The 16,272-nt window shown below is 43.9% G+C and carries 16 protein-coding genes; 10 read left to right on the top strand and 6 right to left on the bottom strand.

The annotated features are described in order from the left end of the window. Positions 1-121: 121 nt before the first annotated feature. From rsmG to G460_RS0113135, 3 genes are read right to left on the bottom strand one after another with little or no spacing between them, the layout of a single operon-like run. Complete coding sequence (rsmG, locus tag G460_RS0113145) at positions 122-766, bottom strand: 16S rRNA (guanine(527)-N(7))-methyltransferase RsmG (RefSeq protein WP_026955793.1); 645 nt, start codon at positions 764-766, stop codon at positions 122-124. After that, positions 766-1,377, bottom strand: a complete 612-nt coding sequence (locus tag G460_RS0113140; RefSeq protein WP_026955792.1) for an RNA polymerase sigma factor — start codon at positions 1,375-1,377, stop codon at positions 766-768. The genes rsmG and G460_RS0113140 overlap by 1 nt, the downstream gene beginning before the upstream one ends. Continuing rightward, positions 1,368-2,549, bottom strand: a complete 1,182-nt coding sequence (locus G460_RS0113135; protein ID WP_245578734.1) for a glycosyltransferase — start codon at positions 2,547-2,549, stop codon at positions 1,368-1,370. The genes G460_RS0113140 and G460_RS0113135 overlap by 10 nt, the downstream gene beginning before the upstream one ends. Positions 2,550-2,626: 77 nt before the next feature. Here G460_RS0113135 and tgt point away from each other — a divergent pair, with 77 nt between their 5' ends. The 3 genes from tgt to G460_RS0113120 are packed head-to-tail and all read left to right on the top strand — an operon-like array spanning position 2,627 to position 5,751. Then, positions 2,627-3,757 carry a tRNA guanosine(34) transglycosylase Tgt gene (tgt, locus tag G460_RS0113130; protein ID WP_026955790.1) on the top strand — a complete coding sequence of 377 codons (1,131 nt, stop codon included), beginning with the start codon at positions 2,627-2,629 and terminating at the stop codon, positions 3,755-3,757. A 2-nt stretch (positions 3,758-3,759) separates the two neighbouring features. After that, positions 3,760-4,833, top strand: a complete 1,074-nt coding sequence (locus tag G460_RS0113125; protein ID WP_026955789.1) for an LptF/LptG family permease — start codon at positions 3,760-3,762, stop codon at positions 4,831-4,833. Beyond that, positions 4,834-5,751 (top strand): DMT family transporter, encoded by a 918-nt coding sequence (locus G460_RS0113120; protein ID WP_026955788.1) that lies wholly within the window; start codon positions 4,834-4,836, stop codon positions 5,749-5,751. 4 nt (positions 5,752-5,755) lie between these two features. Here G460_RS0113120 and G460_RS0113115 read toward each other — a convergent pair whose 3' ends face one another. The 3 genes from G460_RS0113115 to ispE all read right to left on the bottom strand — a co-directional run bounded on the left by G460_RS0113115 (position 5,756) and on the right by ispE (position 7,192). Continuing rightward, positions 5,756-6,088 (bottom strand): type II toxin-antitoxin system PemK/MazF family toxin, encoded by a 333-nt coding sequence (locus G460_RS0113115; protein WP_026955787.1) that lies wholly within the window; start codon positions 6,086-6,088, stop codon positions 5,756-5,758. A 24-nt stretch (positions 6,089-6,112) separates the two neighbouring features. Then, positions 6,113-6,316, bottom strand: a complete 204-nt coding sequence (locus G460_RS21860; RefSeq protein WP_245578733.1) for a ribbon-helix-helix domain-containing protein — start codon at positions 6,314-6,316, stop codon at positions 6,113-6,115. A 69-nt stretch (positions 6,317-6,385) separates the two neighbouring features. Then, the gene (gene ispE / locus G460_RS0113105; RefSeq protein ID WP_026955786.1) at positions 6,386-7,192 is read right to left on the bottom strand and encodes a 4-(cytidine 5'-diphospho)-2-C-methyl-D-erythritol kinase; all 807 of its coding nucleotides are present in this window, start codon (positions 7,190-7,192) and stop codon (positions 6,386-6,388) included. A gap of 530 nt (positions 7,193-7,722) precedes the next feature. On the opposite strand from ispE, the gene ilvD reads away from it, so the two are divergent. From ilvD to leuD, 7 genes are read left to right on the top strand one after another with little or no spacing between them, the layout of a single operon-like run. Then, a complete protein-coding gene (gene ilvD, locus G460_RS0113095) occupies positions 7,723-9,402 on the top strand; it encodes a dihydroxy-acid dehydratase (protein WP_026955785.1) in 1,680 nt (559 codons plus the stop codon). A 4-nt stretch (positions 9,403-9,406) separates the two neighbouring features. Further along, positions 9,407-11,101 (top strand): biosynthetic-type acetolactate synthase large subunit, encoded by a 1,695-nt coding sequence (gene ilvB, locus G460_RS0113090; RefSeq protein WP_026955784.1) that lies wholly within the window; start codon positions 9,407-9,409, stop codon positions 11,099-11,101. A 6-nt stretch (positions 11,102-11,107) separates the two neighbouring features. Further along, positions 11,108-11,608, top strand: coding sequence for an acetolactate synthase small subunit (ilvN, locus tag G460_RS0113085; protein ID WP_026955783.1), 501 nt, complete (start codon positions 11,108-11,110; stop codon positions 11,606-11,608). Between the two features lie 39 nt (positions 11,609-11,647). Then, complete coding sequence (ilvC, locus tag G460_RS0113080; RefSeq protein ID WP_026955782.1) at positions 11,648-12,691, top strand: ketol-acid reductoisomerase; 1,044 nt, start codon at positions 11,648-11,650, stop codon at positions 12,689-12,691. Positions 12,692-12,709: 18 nt separating this feature from the next. Then, positions 12,710-14,218 carry a 2-isopropylmalate synthase gene (locus G460_RS0113075; protein WP_026955781.1) on the top strand — a complete coding sequence of 503 codons (1,509 nt, stop codon included), beginning with the start codon at positions 12,710-12,712 and terminating at the stop codon, positions 14,216-14,218. A 2-nt stretch (positions 14,219-14,220) separates the two neighbouring features. Continuing rightward, positions 14,221-15,627 (top strand): 3-isopropylmalate dehydratase large subunit, encoded by a 1,407-nt coding sequence (gene leuC, locus G460_RS0113070; RefSeq protein ID WP_026955780.1) that lies wholly within the window; start codon positions 14,221-14,223, stop codon positions 15,625-15,627. Between the two features lie 43 nt (positions 15,628-15,670). After that, positions 15,671-16,261, top strand: a complete 591-nt coding sequence (leuD, locus tag G460_RS0113065) for a 3-isopropylmalate dehydratase small subunit (RefSeq protein ID WP_026955779.1) — start codon at positions 15,671-15,673, stop codon at positions 16,259-16,261. The last annotated feature ends 11 nt before the right edge of the window (positions 16,262-16,272 follow it).

Here is a 16,272-nt window from a genome sequence, read left to right as displayed (position 1 = left end):
AGGCCGATTCAGTCCCTGATCGATTTAGAACTTTTTCAGTAGTAGGATAGAAAGGCAAGTACGGTCAACTAGTCCAAACAGGACAATAAGATCAAATTGGATTTGATTCTGAACTTCAACCTTACCTCTTGTCTTCCCAAGGCATATAGACCACCTTTTTGGTCTCAAAAAAATCTTCCTTGAAATAGTCTTCCAAGTGATAGGTCACATAAGACTTGCCGGTTTCTTCCATTTCCTCATCGACCTCTCCACCTTTGAGGTAGAGGATGCCGTTTGGATATTCATTGAAATCCTCCTTTTTGATTTTCCCTTTGACCCAAGGATAAAAATTGATCATCCGAGTGACGGCTCTGCTGATTACGAAATCGTATTTGCGTACAAGTGATTCAGCTCTGGCTTGCTGAGCTTCGACATTGGATAGTTTTAGCTGCTTGGCCACATCCTTGACCACCGTGATCTTTTTGCCTATCGAATCCACCAAATGAAAATGAGTGTCCGGAAAAAGAATCGCCAAAGGAATTCCCGGAAAACCGCCTCCTGTCCCGATATCCAAGATTTTAGTGCCTGGCTGAAAACCCATCACCCGGGCTATACCCAAAGAATGTAGAACATGATGGATATAAAACTGATCCATGTCCTTGCGGCTGATTACGTTGATCTTGGAGTTCCAGTCAGCATAGAGGTCTTGCAATCGATCCAATTGTTCGATTTGCTTGTCGGTCAATTCCGGAAAATAGGAAAGGATCAGCTGGGTTCCTGAATTCATCAGATGTGTTTTTCTTTGCCGGCGGCGATTTCGTATAGTAATTCTCTGGAACGGTGAAGTTGAGCCTTGACGGTTCCCAGTGGCTTTTCGAGTTCTTGGGCTATTTCCTCATAGGATAGCTCATCAAAATATCTCAGTTGAACCAGCTTGCGGTACTTTGCTGGAAGCTTGTCCACAAAAATCCGAACCATCTCGATTCGCTGCGATTTGATGAACTCGTCCTGAGGATTGTTGTCATCATCTTCCACATCGATATTGACTGCATTGCCGCTGTCATCCGAGAGCGTATTATTCAAACTCATGGTTTTGAGCTTTTTCTTTCGGATAAAATCAATCGTATTATTAGTCGCGATCCGGAAGAGCCACGTGGAAAAAGTATAGTCTTTCTTGAATCGGTGTAGATTTTTAAAAGCTTTGGCAAAAGCCTCCATTGTCAGATCCTCTGCATCATCGGCATCCCGGATCATCTTAAGGATCATGAAAAACACGGCCTTTTTGTAACGCTTCATCAGAGTAGCGTAGGCCTGCTGATCTTTGTCTTCGACAGCTTTGTCGATCAGATCAAAGTCTTCCAGAGCCTTGTTAGAAAATCCTCGTTCGTTTACTTCCATTGAATGTCTTTAGCCTGATGAGAGATCGACCCTAAAATCCAAAAATATCCCAAATACAAGAAATCGTTGATCAGGAAATTTGAAGGGATTTTAGTACCGTTTATTTTTTTGCTCGCTGAGGAGAATATCCCGAGCAGCAGAAGAGACCTTCCTAGAATAATACCGAAAATGATCAGAAATTGTTCCCAGCTTTTCTCAAGTCCAAAATAAATCAATAATCCAAAACCTCCAATCCAGAAGAGAGCATGGGAAAGTGTATAAAAACCGATTTTTCTTTTGTCTTCTCCTCGATAATATTTCCCAGCGTGTAAATGCCTCTTTTTCTGAGTTTTGTATTCCTTCCAGGTCTCCTTGGGTTTGGAGATGGTATTAGCTTCGGGATCCAAAACAATCGAAGTATTCCTTCCTGAAGCATATCTATTGACAAAAAGATCATCATCTCCTCCTTCGATATGCCAGATCCCTTTGAAAGCTTTGGCTTCCATGAAAAAGCTCCGGCGATAGCAGAGGTTTCTCCCTACTCCCATAAATGGCGCTTTCCACAGCCCAAATGAAACGTAGTACAATGCCGTCTGCAAAGTTTCAAACTGAATCCATTGGTTGAGAAATCCTTTTGCTAGTTCGTAGCCGGAATAGCCGATGGAGAAAGTTTTAGAATTTTCACGAACAGGTTGGGTCATTTTGCGGATCCATTGGTCAGAGGCAGGGACGCAATCTGCATCTGTCAATAGAATGACGTCGTTTTTAGCTACTTTGATACCCAATGTCAGCGCAAATTTCTTTGCAGTGACATGATCAGGGGTGTATTTGATGGTGACCGACCGAAGCTTAGGGTAGATGGCCATCATTTCTTCCAGTAGCCGCTTGGTCCGGTCAGTGCTTCGATCATTGATGATCATCACATCATACTTGGAATAGTTCTGCTCAAACAGTTTGGGAATCAGTGTTTTGAGATTTTTAAACTCGTTGTGAGCGGCGATGACCACAGTGACAGGCTCTTCTTCGCCCAAGGCAGGCTTGGTTTTTGGACTGTTGAAAAAGGCAGTTCTTCCAAATATCACCAAGAGATAGACGGCTTGGATGATCAATCCAATTCCAAAAAGAAACCAAAGTAAAAATAGGCCCATAGGTCGATTACGCTGGGCAAATATAAAATCAATTTGAGCATTCATTTAAGAATAAGTGGATATTTTTGCAGGTCAAGTCCATCATTTCGTGGAGTTTTTCCACAGACAAGAAAAATCAGAAAATGAAGTTTACACTACAGCATGCTGATCCCCAGAGCAAAGCCCGTGCTGGGCAGGTAGAAACAGATCATGGGACCATTCAAACTCCGATTTTTATGCCCGTAGGGACGGCGGCCAGTGTCAAGGCTGTTCACCAGCGAGAGCTTAAAGAAGATATCAAGGCCCAGATTATTTTGGGAAACACCTATCATCTCTACTTGAGGCCGGGACTGGATGTGCTGGAGAAAGCAGGTGGGCTTCATCGATTCAATGGCTGGGACGGTCCGATATTGACAGACAGTGGCGGATATCAGGTCTTTTCTCTTTCGGGTACTCGTAAGATCAAGGAAGATGGAGTGATGTTCAAGTCACATATCGATGGGTCAAAGCATCACTTCACACCAGAAAATGTCATGGATATCCAGCGGTCGATAGGGGCGGATATCATCATGGCCTTTGATGAATGTACTCCTTACCCTTGTGAATATGGCTACGCGAGAAAATCCATGGAGATGACTCATCGATGGCTGGATAGATGTATAGATCGATTTGATGCGACTGAGGGGAAATATGGCTATGGGCAAACGCTCTTCCCGATTGTGCAAGGGTCTGTCTACAAAGATCTGCGTGTGAAAAGTGCTGAGTTTATCGCTTCCAGAGGGCGGGAAGGCAATGCTATCGGTGGGCTTTCTGTAGGGGAGCCGGCAGAGATGATGTATGAAATGACTGAGTTGGTGACAGATATTTTGCCAAAAGACAAGCCTCGCTACCTTATGGGAGTGGGAACTCCAGCCAATATACTGGAGTGCATCGCCTTGGGGGTGGATATGTTTGACTGTGTGATGCCTACCCGCAATGCAAGAAACGGGATGCTGTTCACATCTGAGGGAATCATCAATATCCGTAATGAAAAATGGAAGGATGATTTTAGTCCGATTGATCCGGCGATTGGCAACTATGCAAGTACCTTCTATTCCAAAGCGTATCTGCGCCATTTGACTATTTCCAAGGAGATTTTGGCTGCCCAAATAGCAAGTATTCATAACTTGGCTTTTTATCTATGGCTTGTAGGTCAGGCAAGAGAACATATCCTTGCAGGTGACTTTGCCGTTTGGAAAGATCACATGGTCAAAAAAGTGAGCACTAGACTCTAAGTATGAAGCTACTCGACAAACTCATCATCAAGGATTTTTTGAAAACCTACTTTTTCGTAGTGTTGATGCTGATCTTGGTGGTGCTGGTACTGGATTTTACGGAGAAAAACGACAAATATATCTCTAATCAGGTGCCGACAGGGGAGATCCTGAGCTATATGATGAATTACGGCTTGTATCTCAATAATCTTCTGACTCCGATTACGGTATTTATTTCCGTGATTTTTATTACTTCCAAAATGGCCGGGCGGACAGAGATCGTTGCAATTCTGAGTAGCGGCGTGAGCTTTGTCAGGTTGTTGAGGCCATTTTTGATGGGGGCAATGCTCATCGGAGCTGCCAGTTTTTTTCTCAATGGCTGGATCTTGCCATCTGCTACTGAAAACATGACGGTCTTCAAATTGCTTTACCTAGAAAAAGGAGCACCAAATACAGAGCAGAACATTCATATTCAAGTAGGCGATAATAGCTTTGCCTATCTAAGTAGGTTTTTCAAATCAAGCAATCAAGGCTACCAGTTTACCTTGGAAACCATAGAAAATGGAGAGCTCAAGGCCAAGCTATCTGCAGACCGAATCGAGTGGGATACTGCAAAAAATACGTGGACGCTGAGAAACTGGAGGTTGCGTGAGCTTAAGGACAGAGAAGAAGTGTGGTCAGTCGGTACAGAGAGAGATACACTTCTCTCGATTGTGCCAGATGATTTTGGGGTGCCCGAAAACCACCATGAGACGCTCAAGCTTCCTCAGCTAAGCCGTCAGATCAGAGTGCTGGAAGCAAGGGGTGCGGATAATGTGGATTTTTACAGGATTGAGCGCTATGTGCGGTATATGTCTCCATTTGCAGCGATGATTCTGACTTTTATAGGAGTGATCATGTCCTCACGCAAAACTAGAGGTGGTTCTGGGTTTCAGATTGCCATGGGCTTTTTGCTGGCATTTATTTACATTCTCCTCTTTATACTTTCCAGAACATTTGCTGAAAATGGTGCAGAATATCCTATTCTGGCAGTTTGGATGCCCAATATTGTTTTTGGCTTGACCGGGCTTTTGCTGTATAAAACAGTCCCTCGCTAAATGCAGTCAGCTTCTATCAAAGATTATTTGATGCTTCACCTGATCGTCTTGATCTGGGGTTTTACTGCGATTTTGGGTTTGCTGATTTCTCTTCCTGCTTTGGAGTTGGTGTTTTATAGGACACTAATTGCTTCTATTGGAGTATGGGCTTTGCTTTGGTTTTGGAAAAAGCCAATTCAGATTCCAATCGGCCAAGTTTGGAAAGTAGTAGGTACAGGATGTTTGATCGCATTACATTGGATTTTGTTTTTCTGGTCAGCCAAAGTTTCTACGGCTTCAGTGTGTTTGGCAGGAATGGCTACGACATCCCTATGGACTGCATTTGTGGAGCCTTTCTTCAATCGTACCAAAATCAAGTGGTATGAAGTGGGGCTGGGTTTATTGGTTATATCGGGCTTGCTTGTGATTTTCAAATTTGAATCTGGTTATTGGTTAGGATTAGCGATGGCGCTAGCCTCTGCTTTTTTGGCTGCCTGTTTTTCAGTGATCAATGGGCGACTCACACAGCATCATAGCCCCTATCAGATTACCTTTTATGAAATGGCCGGAGCATGTCTTTTTACCCTGCTTTTTCTACCGATTTACTCTTTGCTGCTGAATGAAGGCGCTCCGATTCAGTGGGCTTGGGAGGGGATGGATTGGTTTTGGCTATTTTTGCTAGGAGGAGTGTGTACCGTCTATGCTTTTTCTGTATCAGTAGATTTGATGAAAAGGCTCAGCGTTTTTTCGATCAATTTGACGGTTAATCTGGAGCCGGTTTATGGCATTGTCCTCGCTGTTTTGATTTTTGGAGAAAGTGAAAAAATGACTCCTGAGTTTTATTATGGGACGCTGATTATTCTGATTTCGGTCTTGCTTTATCCAGTTATGAATTATTGGAACCGAAGAAGAAAGAAGGCTATAAGGACGTTAGGTTGACCCATTAAAGAGTGGTCAGATCTTTCAATGTTTCCAGGGCAACAGCAAGCTCTTCTTTTGATATCTCTCCGATTTTTTCGATCAATCTAGCTTTGGATATAGATCGGATATGGAAAATCATCAATTCTGAATCTGCATTCAGACCGTTCTTAAGGGAAGGTTTAAGGATTGGGTTCCCCTGGTAATTCTTGATTTTGGAAGTCAAGGGTGCTGTGATTACCACTTGCAGATATTTGTTCATCAGATTCCCACTTAAGATGACCACAGGTCTTCTTTCAGCATGCTCTGACCCAAGGGCAGGATTGAGATCTGACATCCAGATTTCACCTTGCTTCATCTTCGATCTGCTTGAGATAAGAATTCATCCCCTCTTCTGCGACCAAAAGTATGTCTTCATCCTGGCAGACTGCCTGTATGATTTGACATATTCCGCTCTCTTGAGATGGTCGAGGTAAAGGTTCAGCGCATTTTCCATCAACTTATTTTTAGGAAGCGAAAGCTTCTTTGCATACTCTGCCAGCCTTTGTAGGAGATCGTCTGGAAGTGTGCTAGTGAATGTGGCCATATCATTTATATTTATAGATTGTAAATATCTATGATAATTATCGAATTCAACTTCTTTGCTGTTAGTGTTTTATAAAAGGGTTTCAAAGTGGAAATAGTCTTCCGGAAATTCAATCGTTGATGGCTGCTCCTCAAAAAGTCCAAAGACAGTAGAGCCTGAACCTGACATAGAAGCGTAATATGCACCTGCTGCATAGAGTTTTTCTTTGATTTCTGAGACCTCTGGATGATTGGCAAAAACACTGACTTCAAAGTCATTGACCAGTTCTTCCTTCCATCTGGATCTATCAGCCAATACTTCTTCCAGTTTTACTTTGGGCATTGCCGGAGTGACTCCTGCATAGGCTTCTTTGGTGCCAATATGGATTCCCGGATTGATCAAGACCAAGTGACTTCCTTTCAGAGAGATATCAATTGGCTCTAGGATTTCTCCTCTTCCTCTGGCGATTTTGGGAGTGTTTTCTACGAAAAATGGACAATCACTTCCGAGTTGGGCGGCATATTCCTCTAGAAAAAAATCTTCCAAGTGAAGATCGTACAAGTTACTCATCAGTTTTAAAGCAAAAGCGGCATCAGCCGAACCGCCTCCAAGACCTGCTCCCATCGGGATGTTTTTGTGCAAATGGATTTTGAGATTGGGAAGGCCTTGGAAATCTTTTCGGAGTAATTGTTGGGCTTGTAGGATCAAGTTGTCCTTAGGTTCTCCTGGAATCGGAGTGCCAGTACTCTCCCAACTTGCCTTTTTGTCCAGGATCATTTCCAGCGCATCGAAAAGCGGGATAGGGACCATGCAGGTTTCTATTTCATGGTAGCCGTCCTTTCTCTTAGAGGTGATATGCAGACCTAGGTTGATTTTGGCGTTTGGGAAAGAGATCATTTGAAAAGCTTTGAGGCAAAAATAGAGGGAAAATCCAATCTTAAAAGTTTTAAAAATTAATTGATGATTCTTCAAGAAATCGAACTTATTATTGAGGAAGATGTTTTTAGGGAATTTTTTCTTAAAAAAAAGGAAAAGATTATTGAAGAAAATTGAAATTTAAGCAAATCAGTATTTAATTTTGATTTTGAAAAAAAAATGAAATCTTGATCTTGGGAATGGGAATTTTTTGACTTTATTAAAGTAGATAATTCTGAAAATATTTATTTCGCAACACTTTATATTTTGCCTTCAGAGCAAAAAGGAGAATTAAATATTGTAAGATTGATTTTATAGGTTTAAGTTTGGGTCACCGTTCCATTTGGGACTGGTATATCAAATTAAAAAATATGAACAGAGTGGTCTTTTTGCTGAGCTTTATTATTCTCATTGGATGTTAATGTGAGGCACTAGACTATTATCTTAAATCAAATAAAAAACATAAGTGCCTCGCCCAATGAGGCACTTTTTTTATACCCCAAAAACTAATTATGACCCTGAAAAAGTACAGTTGGGAGATCAGTGACAATCAAGAGCATCCTGCCGGGATGGCGATGTTGTATGCTACTGGTTTGAGTGATAAAAAGATGAAACAGCCATTTGTAGGGATAGCCAGTTGCGGCTATGAAAGTAATCCCTGCAATATGCACCTGAATGACTTTGCCGGTCTGATCAAAGCTTCCTCACAAGAGCACGATCTGACCGGTTTAATTTTTAATACCATTGGAGTCTCGGATGGTACGACCATGGGAACCTTGGGTATGCGCTATTCTTTGGTCTCCAGAGAAATTATCGCAGATTCCATTGAATCCTTTATCATCGGCCACTCCTTCGATGGTACGGTAGCTGTCGCTGGATGTGATAAAAACATGCCGGGAGCACTCATGGGAATGATCCGAACCAATAGACCTGCAATCATGGTCTATGGGGGGACGATCGCTTCTGGACATTATAAAGGAGAGAAACTCAATATCGTCTCTGCATTTGAAGCATTCGGAAAGCGCGTCAACGGAAATATTTCCGATGAGGACTATGACGGTGTCATCCGTAATGCATGTCCAGGAAAAGGGGCCTGTGGCGGGATGTACACTGCAAATACCATGTCTTCGGCTATCGAAGCAATGGGAATGTCTCTGCCTTACTCTTCCTCTTATCCTGCGAATTCTCCTGAGAAACTGAGAGAATGCCGTGAGGTCAATAAGTACATGAAGATCCTTTTGGAAAAGGATATCAAGCCAAGCGATATCATCACCAGAAAAAGTATAGAAAATGCTGTGGTAGTGGCAATCGCTTTGGGTGGAAGTACGAATGCAGTCATGCACATCATTGCAATAGCAAGAACTGCCGGAGTGGATTTCACTATCGAAGATTTCAAAGAAATCAATGCAAGAGTGCCGATGCTAGGTGACTTCAAGCCATCTGGTAAGTTCATGATGGAGGATCTTCACGAGCAAGGTGGAGTGCCTGCATTTATGAAATACATGCTTCAGAATGGATTCCTTCATGGGGACTGCCTGACGGTTACCGGAAAAACTTTGGAAGAAAATCTAAAAGACATAGAGCCTGTGACCGTTTCTATGGTGAATGTGATTCATCCTTTGGAAACACCGATCAAGGCAACTGGTCACCTATGTGTATTGTCTGGAAATCTAGCTCCAGAAGGCGCGGTAGCTAAAATCACCGGAAAAGAAGGTAGTTCATTTACAGGCCCGGCTCATGTGTTTGACTCGGAGCAAGAGGCGAATGATGCTATCCGCGATCATAAAATCGAAAAAGGTGAAGTGATTGTGATCCGTAATATCGGTCCAAAGGGTGGGCCGGGAATGCCAGAGATGCTAAAGCCTACCTCCATGATTATCGGGGCAGGTCTGGGATCCGATGTGGCTTTGATCACAGATGGTAGATTTTCCGGTGGGACGCATGGATTTGTAGTAGGTCATGTGACTCCGGAAGCATACAGCGGCGGACCTATTGGCTTGATCCAAAACGGAGATAAGATCACCATCGATGCAGACAATCTCCAGCTGACGGTAGATGTCAGCGATGATGAATTGGCAGAAAGAAGAAAATCCTGGAAGCAGCCAGATATGTCTGCACTTCAGGGAACTCTAAAAAAATACAACAAACTAGTGTCCTCAGCTTCTGAAGGCTGTGTGACAGATAAATTCTAAGCCTATGAAGGGAACAATGACCAGAGGAGCGGATATTATTGTCCAATCCCTGATTGCTGAGCAGGCGGAAATCATCTTTGGCTACCCCGGTGGAGCCATTATGCCTACTTATGATGCATTGTACGACTATCATGAACAAATCAAACATGTGCTGACGCGCCATGAGCAAGGAGCAATCCATGCGGCGCAAGGCTATGCGCGAGTCTCCGGCAAGGTCGGTGTCTGTCTGGCAACTTCTGGTCCAGGTGCGACTAATCTGATCACCGGTTTGGCTGATGCCTTGATCGATAGCACGCCATTGGTCTGTATCACCGGACAAGTGGCAGCTCATCTATTGGGGACTGATGCATTTCAAGAGACAGACGTGGTAGGCATGTCTATGCCTGGCACTAAATGGAATATTCAGGTGCAGCGTGTAGAAGACATTGCTCCAGCTATTGCCAAAGGCTTTTTTATCGCCCGCTCCGGTAGGCCAGGTCCAGTCCTGATCGATATTACAAAAAACGCCCAGACTGACTTTGGGGAGATGAATTACGCGCCATGTTTAGGTTTTAGATCATACAAGACCCATATACCTGTCGAAAAGACAGCAATCCAGCAAGCTGCCGAATTGATCAATCAAGCAGAGCGTCCCTATGTCCTGTTTGGGCAAGGGGTTGTTTTGGGGAAAGCAGAAGCGGAATTGAAGTTTTTCCTCGACAAATCTGGCATTCCTGCAGCTTCTACTTTGTTGGGTTCTGGAGCATTGTCTCAGGATCACCCAAATTATGTAGGGAAACTAGGAATGCATGGTAACTACGCACCCAATCTGCTGACCAATCAATGCGATGTATTGATAGCGGTTGGGATGAGATTTGACGATCGGGTGACGGGTGATCTGAAGCGATATGCCAAGCAGGCCAAAGTCATTCACTTGGAGCTAGACGCAGCAGAGATCAATAAGAATGTGAAGGCAGATGTCCCTGTACATGGGGATTGCAAAGAAAGTCTATCCATGCTGACAGCAGAAGTGGAAGCGAAGACCCATGATGAGTGGATCGGCAAATTCCGAGACCTTGAAAAAATGGAGAAGGATGCCGTCATGCAGCATGATATCACCCCGACCAAAAATGGACTGACGATGGGTGAAGTAATCAATCAGGTCAATCAATACAAAGCGGATGATGCTGTTTTGGTCACCGATGTAGGGCAGCACCAGATGATAGCCTGGAGGTATTTCAACTATAAAAAGACCAGAACTCAAGTGACCTCTGGTGGCTTGGGAACGATGGGATTTGCACTTCCGGCGGCTTTGGGAGCTCAGATGTATGACTATTCCAGACAAGTAGTCTGTGTGGTAGGAGATGGCGGGATCCAGATGACGATTCAAGAGCTGGGTACCATCATGCAGACTAAGGCCCCCGTCAAAGTCGTTTTGCTCAATAACAATTACCTCGGAATGGTAAGACAATGGCAGCAGATGTTCTTTGATAAGCGCTATTCTTTTACCGAATTAGACAATCCTGATTTTATCAAAATAGCAGAAGCCTACGGCATAGCAGCTCAGAAAGTGTCTGCCCGTGAAGGTCTCAAAGAAGCTATCGAAGATATGTTGATCCATGACGGACCATACTTCTTGGAAGTAGTTGTGGAAAAAGAAGATAATGTATTTCCTATGATCGCCACCGGCTGTTCGGTGGAGGAAGTCAGATTAAGCTAAAAGCCTATGAAGCGTTATACCATCTTTGTTATTACCGAAAATTTCATCGGTATTCTCAATCGCATCACCATTATTTTCACCAGAAGGGGGATCAATATCGATGCACTCACGGCCTCAGAAAGTAGACTTCCGGGCATCCATCGTATCACGATCGAGGTGACGGCTACAGAAGAGACCGTCATCCAGCTGGTCAATCAAATCGAAAAAATCATCGATGTGATCAAGGCCTTTCATCACGAAGACGATGCCGTGGTCTATCAGGAAATCGCACTTTACAAGATTCCTGTGGCCAAACTTGACGGAGGATTGGAGAAAATCATCCGCCAACACAATGCACGGATCATCGCTGCCGAAAAGGAATTTGTCGTCCTAGAGCTCACAGGGCATAAAGAGCAAACCCGAGAGCTGCTGGAAATCTTGAAAGAATATGATCTCTTGGAATTTGCCAGGTCAGGTCGGGTCGCTGTCGCCAAGCGCATGCTGACAATTGATTCTTTTGTGAAGTAAATTATTGAAAATCAAACTCTTAATATTAATACCTATCTTATGAAATTGAAATTTGGTAACGTTGAAGAAAACGTAGTGACCAGAGAGGAATTTCCTCTGGAAAAAGCACGTGAAGTATTGAAAGACGAAGTGATCGCCGTGCTGGGCTATGGTGTACAAGGTCCAGGTCAAGCTCTGAACTTGAAGGACAATGGCTTCAACGTCATCGTGGGCCAAAGAAAAGGCTCCAAAACTTGGGACAAAGCTGTCGCTGATGGCTGGGTACCAGGTGAGACCCTGTTTGAATTGGAGGAAGCTTGTGAAAAAGGCACCATCCTTCAGTATTTGCTTTCTGATGCTGGTCAGATTTCTCTTTGGCCAACTGTCAAAAAGCACCTGACTCCAGGCAAAGCTTTGTATTTCTCTCACGGATTTGGCGTGACTTACAAAGAGAAAACCGGAATAATTCCTCCAGCAGATGTGGACGTGATCTTGGTTGCACCTAAGGGCTCTGGTACATCTTTGAGAAGAATGTTTGTAGAAGGTAGAGGATTGAACTCTTCTTTCGCTATCTATCAAGATGGAACTGGAAAAGCCAAAGACAGAGTTGTTGCTTTGGGTATCGGTGTTGGTTCGGGATACTTGTTCGAAACTGACTTCTACCGTGAGGTGACTTCCGATTTGACAGGTGAAAGAGGTACTTTGATGGGTGCTATCCAAGGAATCTTTGCTGCACAGTACGAAGTATTGAGAGCAAATGGTCACACTCCATCTGAGGCTTTCAACGAGACTGTTGAAGAATTGACTCAGTCTTTGATGCCATTGGTAGCTGAGAACGGAATGGACTGGATGTATGCTAACTGCTCTACGACAGCTCAGCGCGGTGCTTTGGATTGGTGGAAGCCTTTCAGAGATGCAACCAAGCCTGTATTTGAAGAATTGTATGATTCTGTGAAAACTGGTAAAGAAGCTCAAAAGTCTATCGACTCCAACTCTAAAACTGATTACAGAGAGAAGTTGGAAGAAGAATTGAAAGAATTGAGAGAGTCTGAAATGTGGCAGGCCGGTGCGGTCGTCCGTCAGTTGAGACCAGAAAATAACTAAAACCCAAACCTTAAGATTATGAGTGACAAGCTGTGGATATTTGATACGACCCTAAGAGACGGGGAGCAAGTGCCGGGATGTCAATTGAACACCCAGGAAAAAATAGTGGTGGCGAAAGCTTTGGAAGAACTGGGAGTAGATATCATCGAGGCTGGATTTCCAATTTCCAGTCCAGGTGATTTTAATTCTGTTCAGGAAATATCAAAAGCGGTTTCTAATCCTATTATTTGTGCCCTTTCCAGAGCAGTAGAAAAGGATATTGAAGTCGCAGCAGCAGCTCTCAAATACGCCAAAAAAGGGCGTATTCACACAGGGATTGGTGTTTCACCGTATCACATCCAGTACAAATTGCGCTCTACCCCCGATGAGATCATTCGTCGGGGAGTAGCAGCGGTCAAGTTTGCCAGAAACTTTGTAGACGATGTGGAATTCTACGCAGAGGATGCAGGCCGATCTGAGCCGGACTTCCTTTGCAAAATCATCGAAGAGGTGATCAAAGCCGGAGCTACCGTGGTCAATATTCCAGATACGACGGGCTATTGTCTTCCGGAGCAATACGGTGCGATTATCTCCAGTTTGAAAAACAATGTGCCTAACATTGACAAGGCAATCATCGCAACACATTGCCATAATGATTTGGGGATGGCTACAGCCAATACCGTAGCAGGTGTGCAGCATGGAGCTCGTCAAGTGGAGGTTACCATCAATGGTATCGGTGAAAGAGCAGGAAATACTTCCATGGAAGAAGTGGTGATGGCGATCAAGTGTCATCAATCCATCCCTGTTCATACAGATATCGTGACCCCAAAAATCTACAATACCAGCCGCTTGGTTTCCAAGTTGATGAATATGCCTGTGCAACCAAACAAGGCAATCGTAGGTAGAAATGCTTTTGCTCACTCATCTGGAATCCATCAGGATGGTGTATTGAAGCATCGAGAAAACTACGAGATCATCGACCCGAAAGAAGTGGGTGTTGAAGAATCTTCAATTGTATTGACTGCTCGTTCTGGTAGGGCTGCTTTGAAGCATCACTTGGATGCATTGGGAGTGGAACTAGAAGGAGAAGAGCTGAGAGAAGTTTATGAAGCTTTCTTGGTTTTGGCAGATTCCAAAAGAGATATCGGAAGAAAAGATTTACTTGAGTTGGTTGGGAAATACATGGATGAATCCAATTTTATCGAATTGGGCGAAATTTCCTACTCTTCCAATGGTGAAATCAAAGCAGAAGTATCTCTCAAAATCGGAAGCGACTCTTATACTGCAGCTTCCACAGGCGTGGGTCCGGTGGATGCCGTGCTGAAGTCCATCGAGCAGATAGTTAAGCCACAAGTGGATTTGGAAGAATTCCTGATTCAGGCCATCACCCACGGTTCGGATGATGTGGCCAAAGTCCACATGAGATTGATCAAGTCAGAGAAGCCTTATTATGGGTTTGCTTCCAACCAAGACATCGTCTTGGCTTCCGCACAAGCCTTTGTAGATGCATTGAACAAAATACCAGTCAAAGAATACGCGACTGCCTAATTATGGAAAAGACAACATTATTTGATAAAGTCTGGGATTCCCACGTGGTCAAATCCGTGCCTGCGGGTCCAGACGTTTTCTTCATCGATAAGCATTTTATCCATGAAGTGACCTCCCCTGTAGCATTTCTCAACTTGGAGAAAAGAGGCATCGGTGTGAAATATCCGCATCGTACCATTGCTACACCTGATCACAATGTCCCGACGATCGACCAAGATCAGACAATTAAGGACAAGCTTTCTCGAATGCAGGTAGAAAAGCTCCGTGAAAATTGTAATAAATATGGAGTTGAACTGCATGATTTGGGGACTTCCCATCACGGGATCGTTCACGTGATCGGACCTGAACTGGGAGTGACCCAGCCAGGTATGACTATCGTTTGTGGAGACTCTCATACCTCTACACACGGCGCTTTTGGAGCTATTGCTTTTGGCATCGGTACTTCTGAAGTTGAAATGGTCTTTGCGACACAGTGCATCATGCAGTCCAAGCCTAAGAAAATGCGGATTTCTGTAGAAGGTGAGCTTGGCAAAGGAGTGACCTCCAAGGATATTATCCTGTATATCATTTCCAAAATCTCTGCTGCAGGAGCTACGGGTTACTTTGTAGAATACGCTGGATCTGCGATCCAAAGCCTATCTATGGAAGCCAGAATGACCATCTGTAACATGTCCATCGAAATGGGGGCTCGTGGAGGATTGATTGCTCCAGACCAAACTACCTTCGACTACCTAGAAGGAAAGCAATATGCTCCAAAGGGTGAAGAGTGGGATAAGGCAGTGGCTTATTGGAAAACCTTGAAAACTGACGAAGGAGCTTCTTTTGATAAAGAATATAACTTTGATGCTGCTGATATCGAGCCGATGATTACCTATGGTACCAACCCAGGTATGGGAATCAAAGTGGTAGGCAGCATTCCTACTACAGATGGCATGGAAGGTTCCAACAAGACTTCTTATTTGAAATCCCTAACCTACATGGGTTTTCAGCCAGGTGAGCCAGTCAAAGGCAAGCAGGTGGATTATGTATTCGTAGGATCTTGTACCAATGGTCGAATCGAAGATATCCGAGCTGTTGCGGAATTTGTAAAAGGACGCAAAAAAGCAGAAAATATCACGGCTTGGATCGTTCCGGGATCAAGAGAGGTAGAAAAACAGGCTCACGAGGAAGGTTTGGTAAAAATCTTGGAAGAAGCAGGTTTTGAATTGCGCCAACCGGGCTGCTCAGCATGTCTGGCGATGAACGATGATAAAATCCCAGCTGGCAAATATGCAGTGTCTACCTCAAACAGAAACTTCGAGGGCCGTCAAGGACCAGGAGCGAGAACCATGTTGGCATCTCCTCTGACCGTGGCCGCAGTTGCCGTAACTGGAAAGATCACTGACCCAAGGGAAGTATTTGAAAATTAATTTTTCAATTTTCCAATCTTTCAATTTTACAATTCGATAAAAAATGGCTTACGATAAATTTACAGTATTGACCAGCACTGCGGTGCCTTTGCCTACAGAGAATGTGGATACGGATCAAATCATCCCCGCCCGTTTCTTGAAAGCAACAGAAAGAGCTGGTTTTGGAGATAATCTATTCCGTGACTGGAGATATGACGTGGAAGGAAATCCCAAGCCGGATTTCGTGCTCAATGATCCTACCTACAGCGGAAAAATCTTGGTTTCAGGCAAAAACTTCGGTTCTGGCTCCAGCCGCGAGCACGCAGTTTGGGCGATCTATGATTATGGATTCAGATGCGTAGTTTCCAGCTTCTTCGCAGATATTTTCAAAAATAACTGTCTGAATATTGGAGTCCTACCTGTGACAGTGTCTCCTGAATTCGCCGACAAATTGCTTTCTGCCATCGAGGCAGATCCAAGTACCGAGATCGAGGTTAATTTGCCGGAGCAAAAGATCACTCTTTTGTCAACTGGTGAATCTGAATCTTTCGACATCAACGAATACAAGAAAAGTAACATGCAAAACGGATTTGATGACATCGACTACTTGTTGAATATGTCATCAGAAATCGACGCATTTGTAGCTGATCGCTAAGCGACCCGAAT

The organism is Algoriphagus vanfongensis DSM 17529 (assembly GCF_000429465.1).
GTDB classification, from domain to species: domain Bacteria; phylum Bacteroidota; class Bacteroidia; order Cytophagales; family Cyclobacteriaceae; genus Algoriphagus; species Algoriphagus vanfongensis.
Note: the sequence above shows the minus strand (reverse complement) of the source record. Positions and strands in the feature narration are given on the sequence as shown.

Bases quoted from the DNA above. Each gene is read 5' to 3' on its own strand.
- rsmG (WP_026955793.1), bottom strand. From the start codon at position 766: ATGAATTCAGGAACCCAGCTGATCCTTTCCTATTTTCCGGAATTGACC.
- G460_RS0113140 (WP_026955792.1), bottom strand. From the start codon at position 1,377: ATGGAAGTAAACGAACGAGGATTTTCTAACAAGGCTCTGGAAGACTTT.
- G460_RS0113135 (WP_245578734.1), bottom strand. From the start codon at position 2,549: ATGAATGCTCAAATTGATTTTATATTTGCCCAGCGTAATCGACCTATG.
- tgt (WP_026955790.1), top strand. From the start codon at position 2,627: ATGAAGTTTACACTACAGCATGCTGATCCCCAGAGCAAAGCCCGTGCT.
- G460_RS0113125 (WP_026955789.1), top strand. From the start codon at position 3,760: ATGAAGCTACTCGACAAACTCATCATCAAGGATTTTTTGAAAACCTAC.
- G460_RS0113120 (WP_026955788.1), top strand. From the start codon at position 4,834: ATGCAGTCAGCTTCTATCAAAGATTATTTGATGCTTCACCTGATCGTC.
- G460_RS0113115 (WP_026955787.1), bottom strand. From the start codon at position 6,088: ATGAAGCAAGGTGAAATCTGGATGTCAGATCTCAATCCTGCCCTTGGG.
- G460_RS21860 (WP_245578733.1), bottom strand. From the start codon at position 6,316: ATGGCCACATTCACTAGCACACTTCCAGACGATCTCCTACAAAGGCTG.
- ispE (WP_026955786.1), bottom strand. From the start codon at position 7,192: ATGATCTCTTTCCCAAACGCCAAAATCAACCTAGGTCTGCATATCACC.
- ilvD (WP_026955785.1), top strand. From the start codon at position 7,723: ATGACCCTGAAAAAGTACAGTTGGGAGATCAGTGACAATCAAGAGCAT.
- ilvB (WP_026955784.1), top strand. From the start codon at position 9,407: ATGAAGGGAACAATGACCAGAGGAGCGGATATTATTGTCCAATCCCTG.
- ilvN (WP_026955783.1), top strand. From the start codon at position 11,108: ATGAAGCGTTATACCATCTTTGTTATTACCGAAAATTTCATCGGTATT.
- ilvC (WP_026955782.1), top strand. From the start codon at position 11,648: ATGAAATTGAAATTTGGTAACGTTGAAGAAAACGTAGTGACCAGAGAG.
- G460_RS0113075 (WP_026955781.1), top strand. From the start codon at position 12,710: ATGAGTGACAAGCTGTGGATATTTGATACGACCCTAAGAGACGGGGAG.
- leuC (WP_026955780.1), top strand. From the start codon at position 14,221: ATGGAAAAGACAACATTATTTGATAAAGTCTGGGATTCCCACGTGGTC.
- leuD (WP_026955779.1), top strand. From the start codon at position 15,671: ATGGCTTACGATAAATTTACAGTATTGACCAGCACTGCGGTGCCTTTG.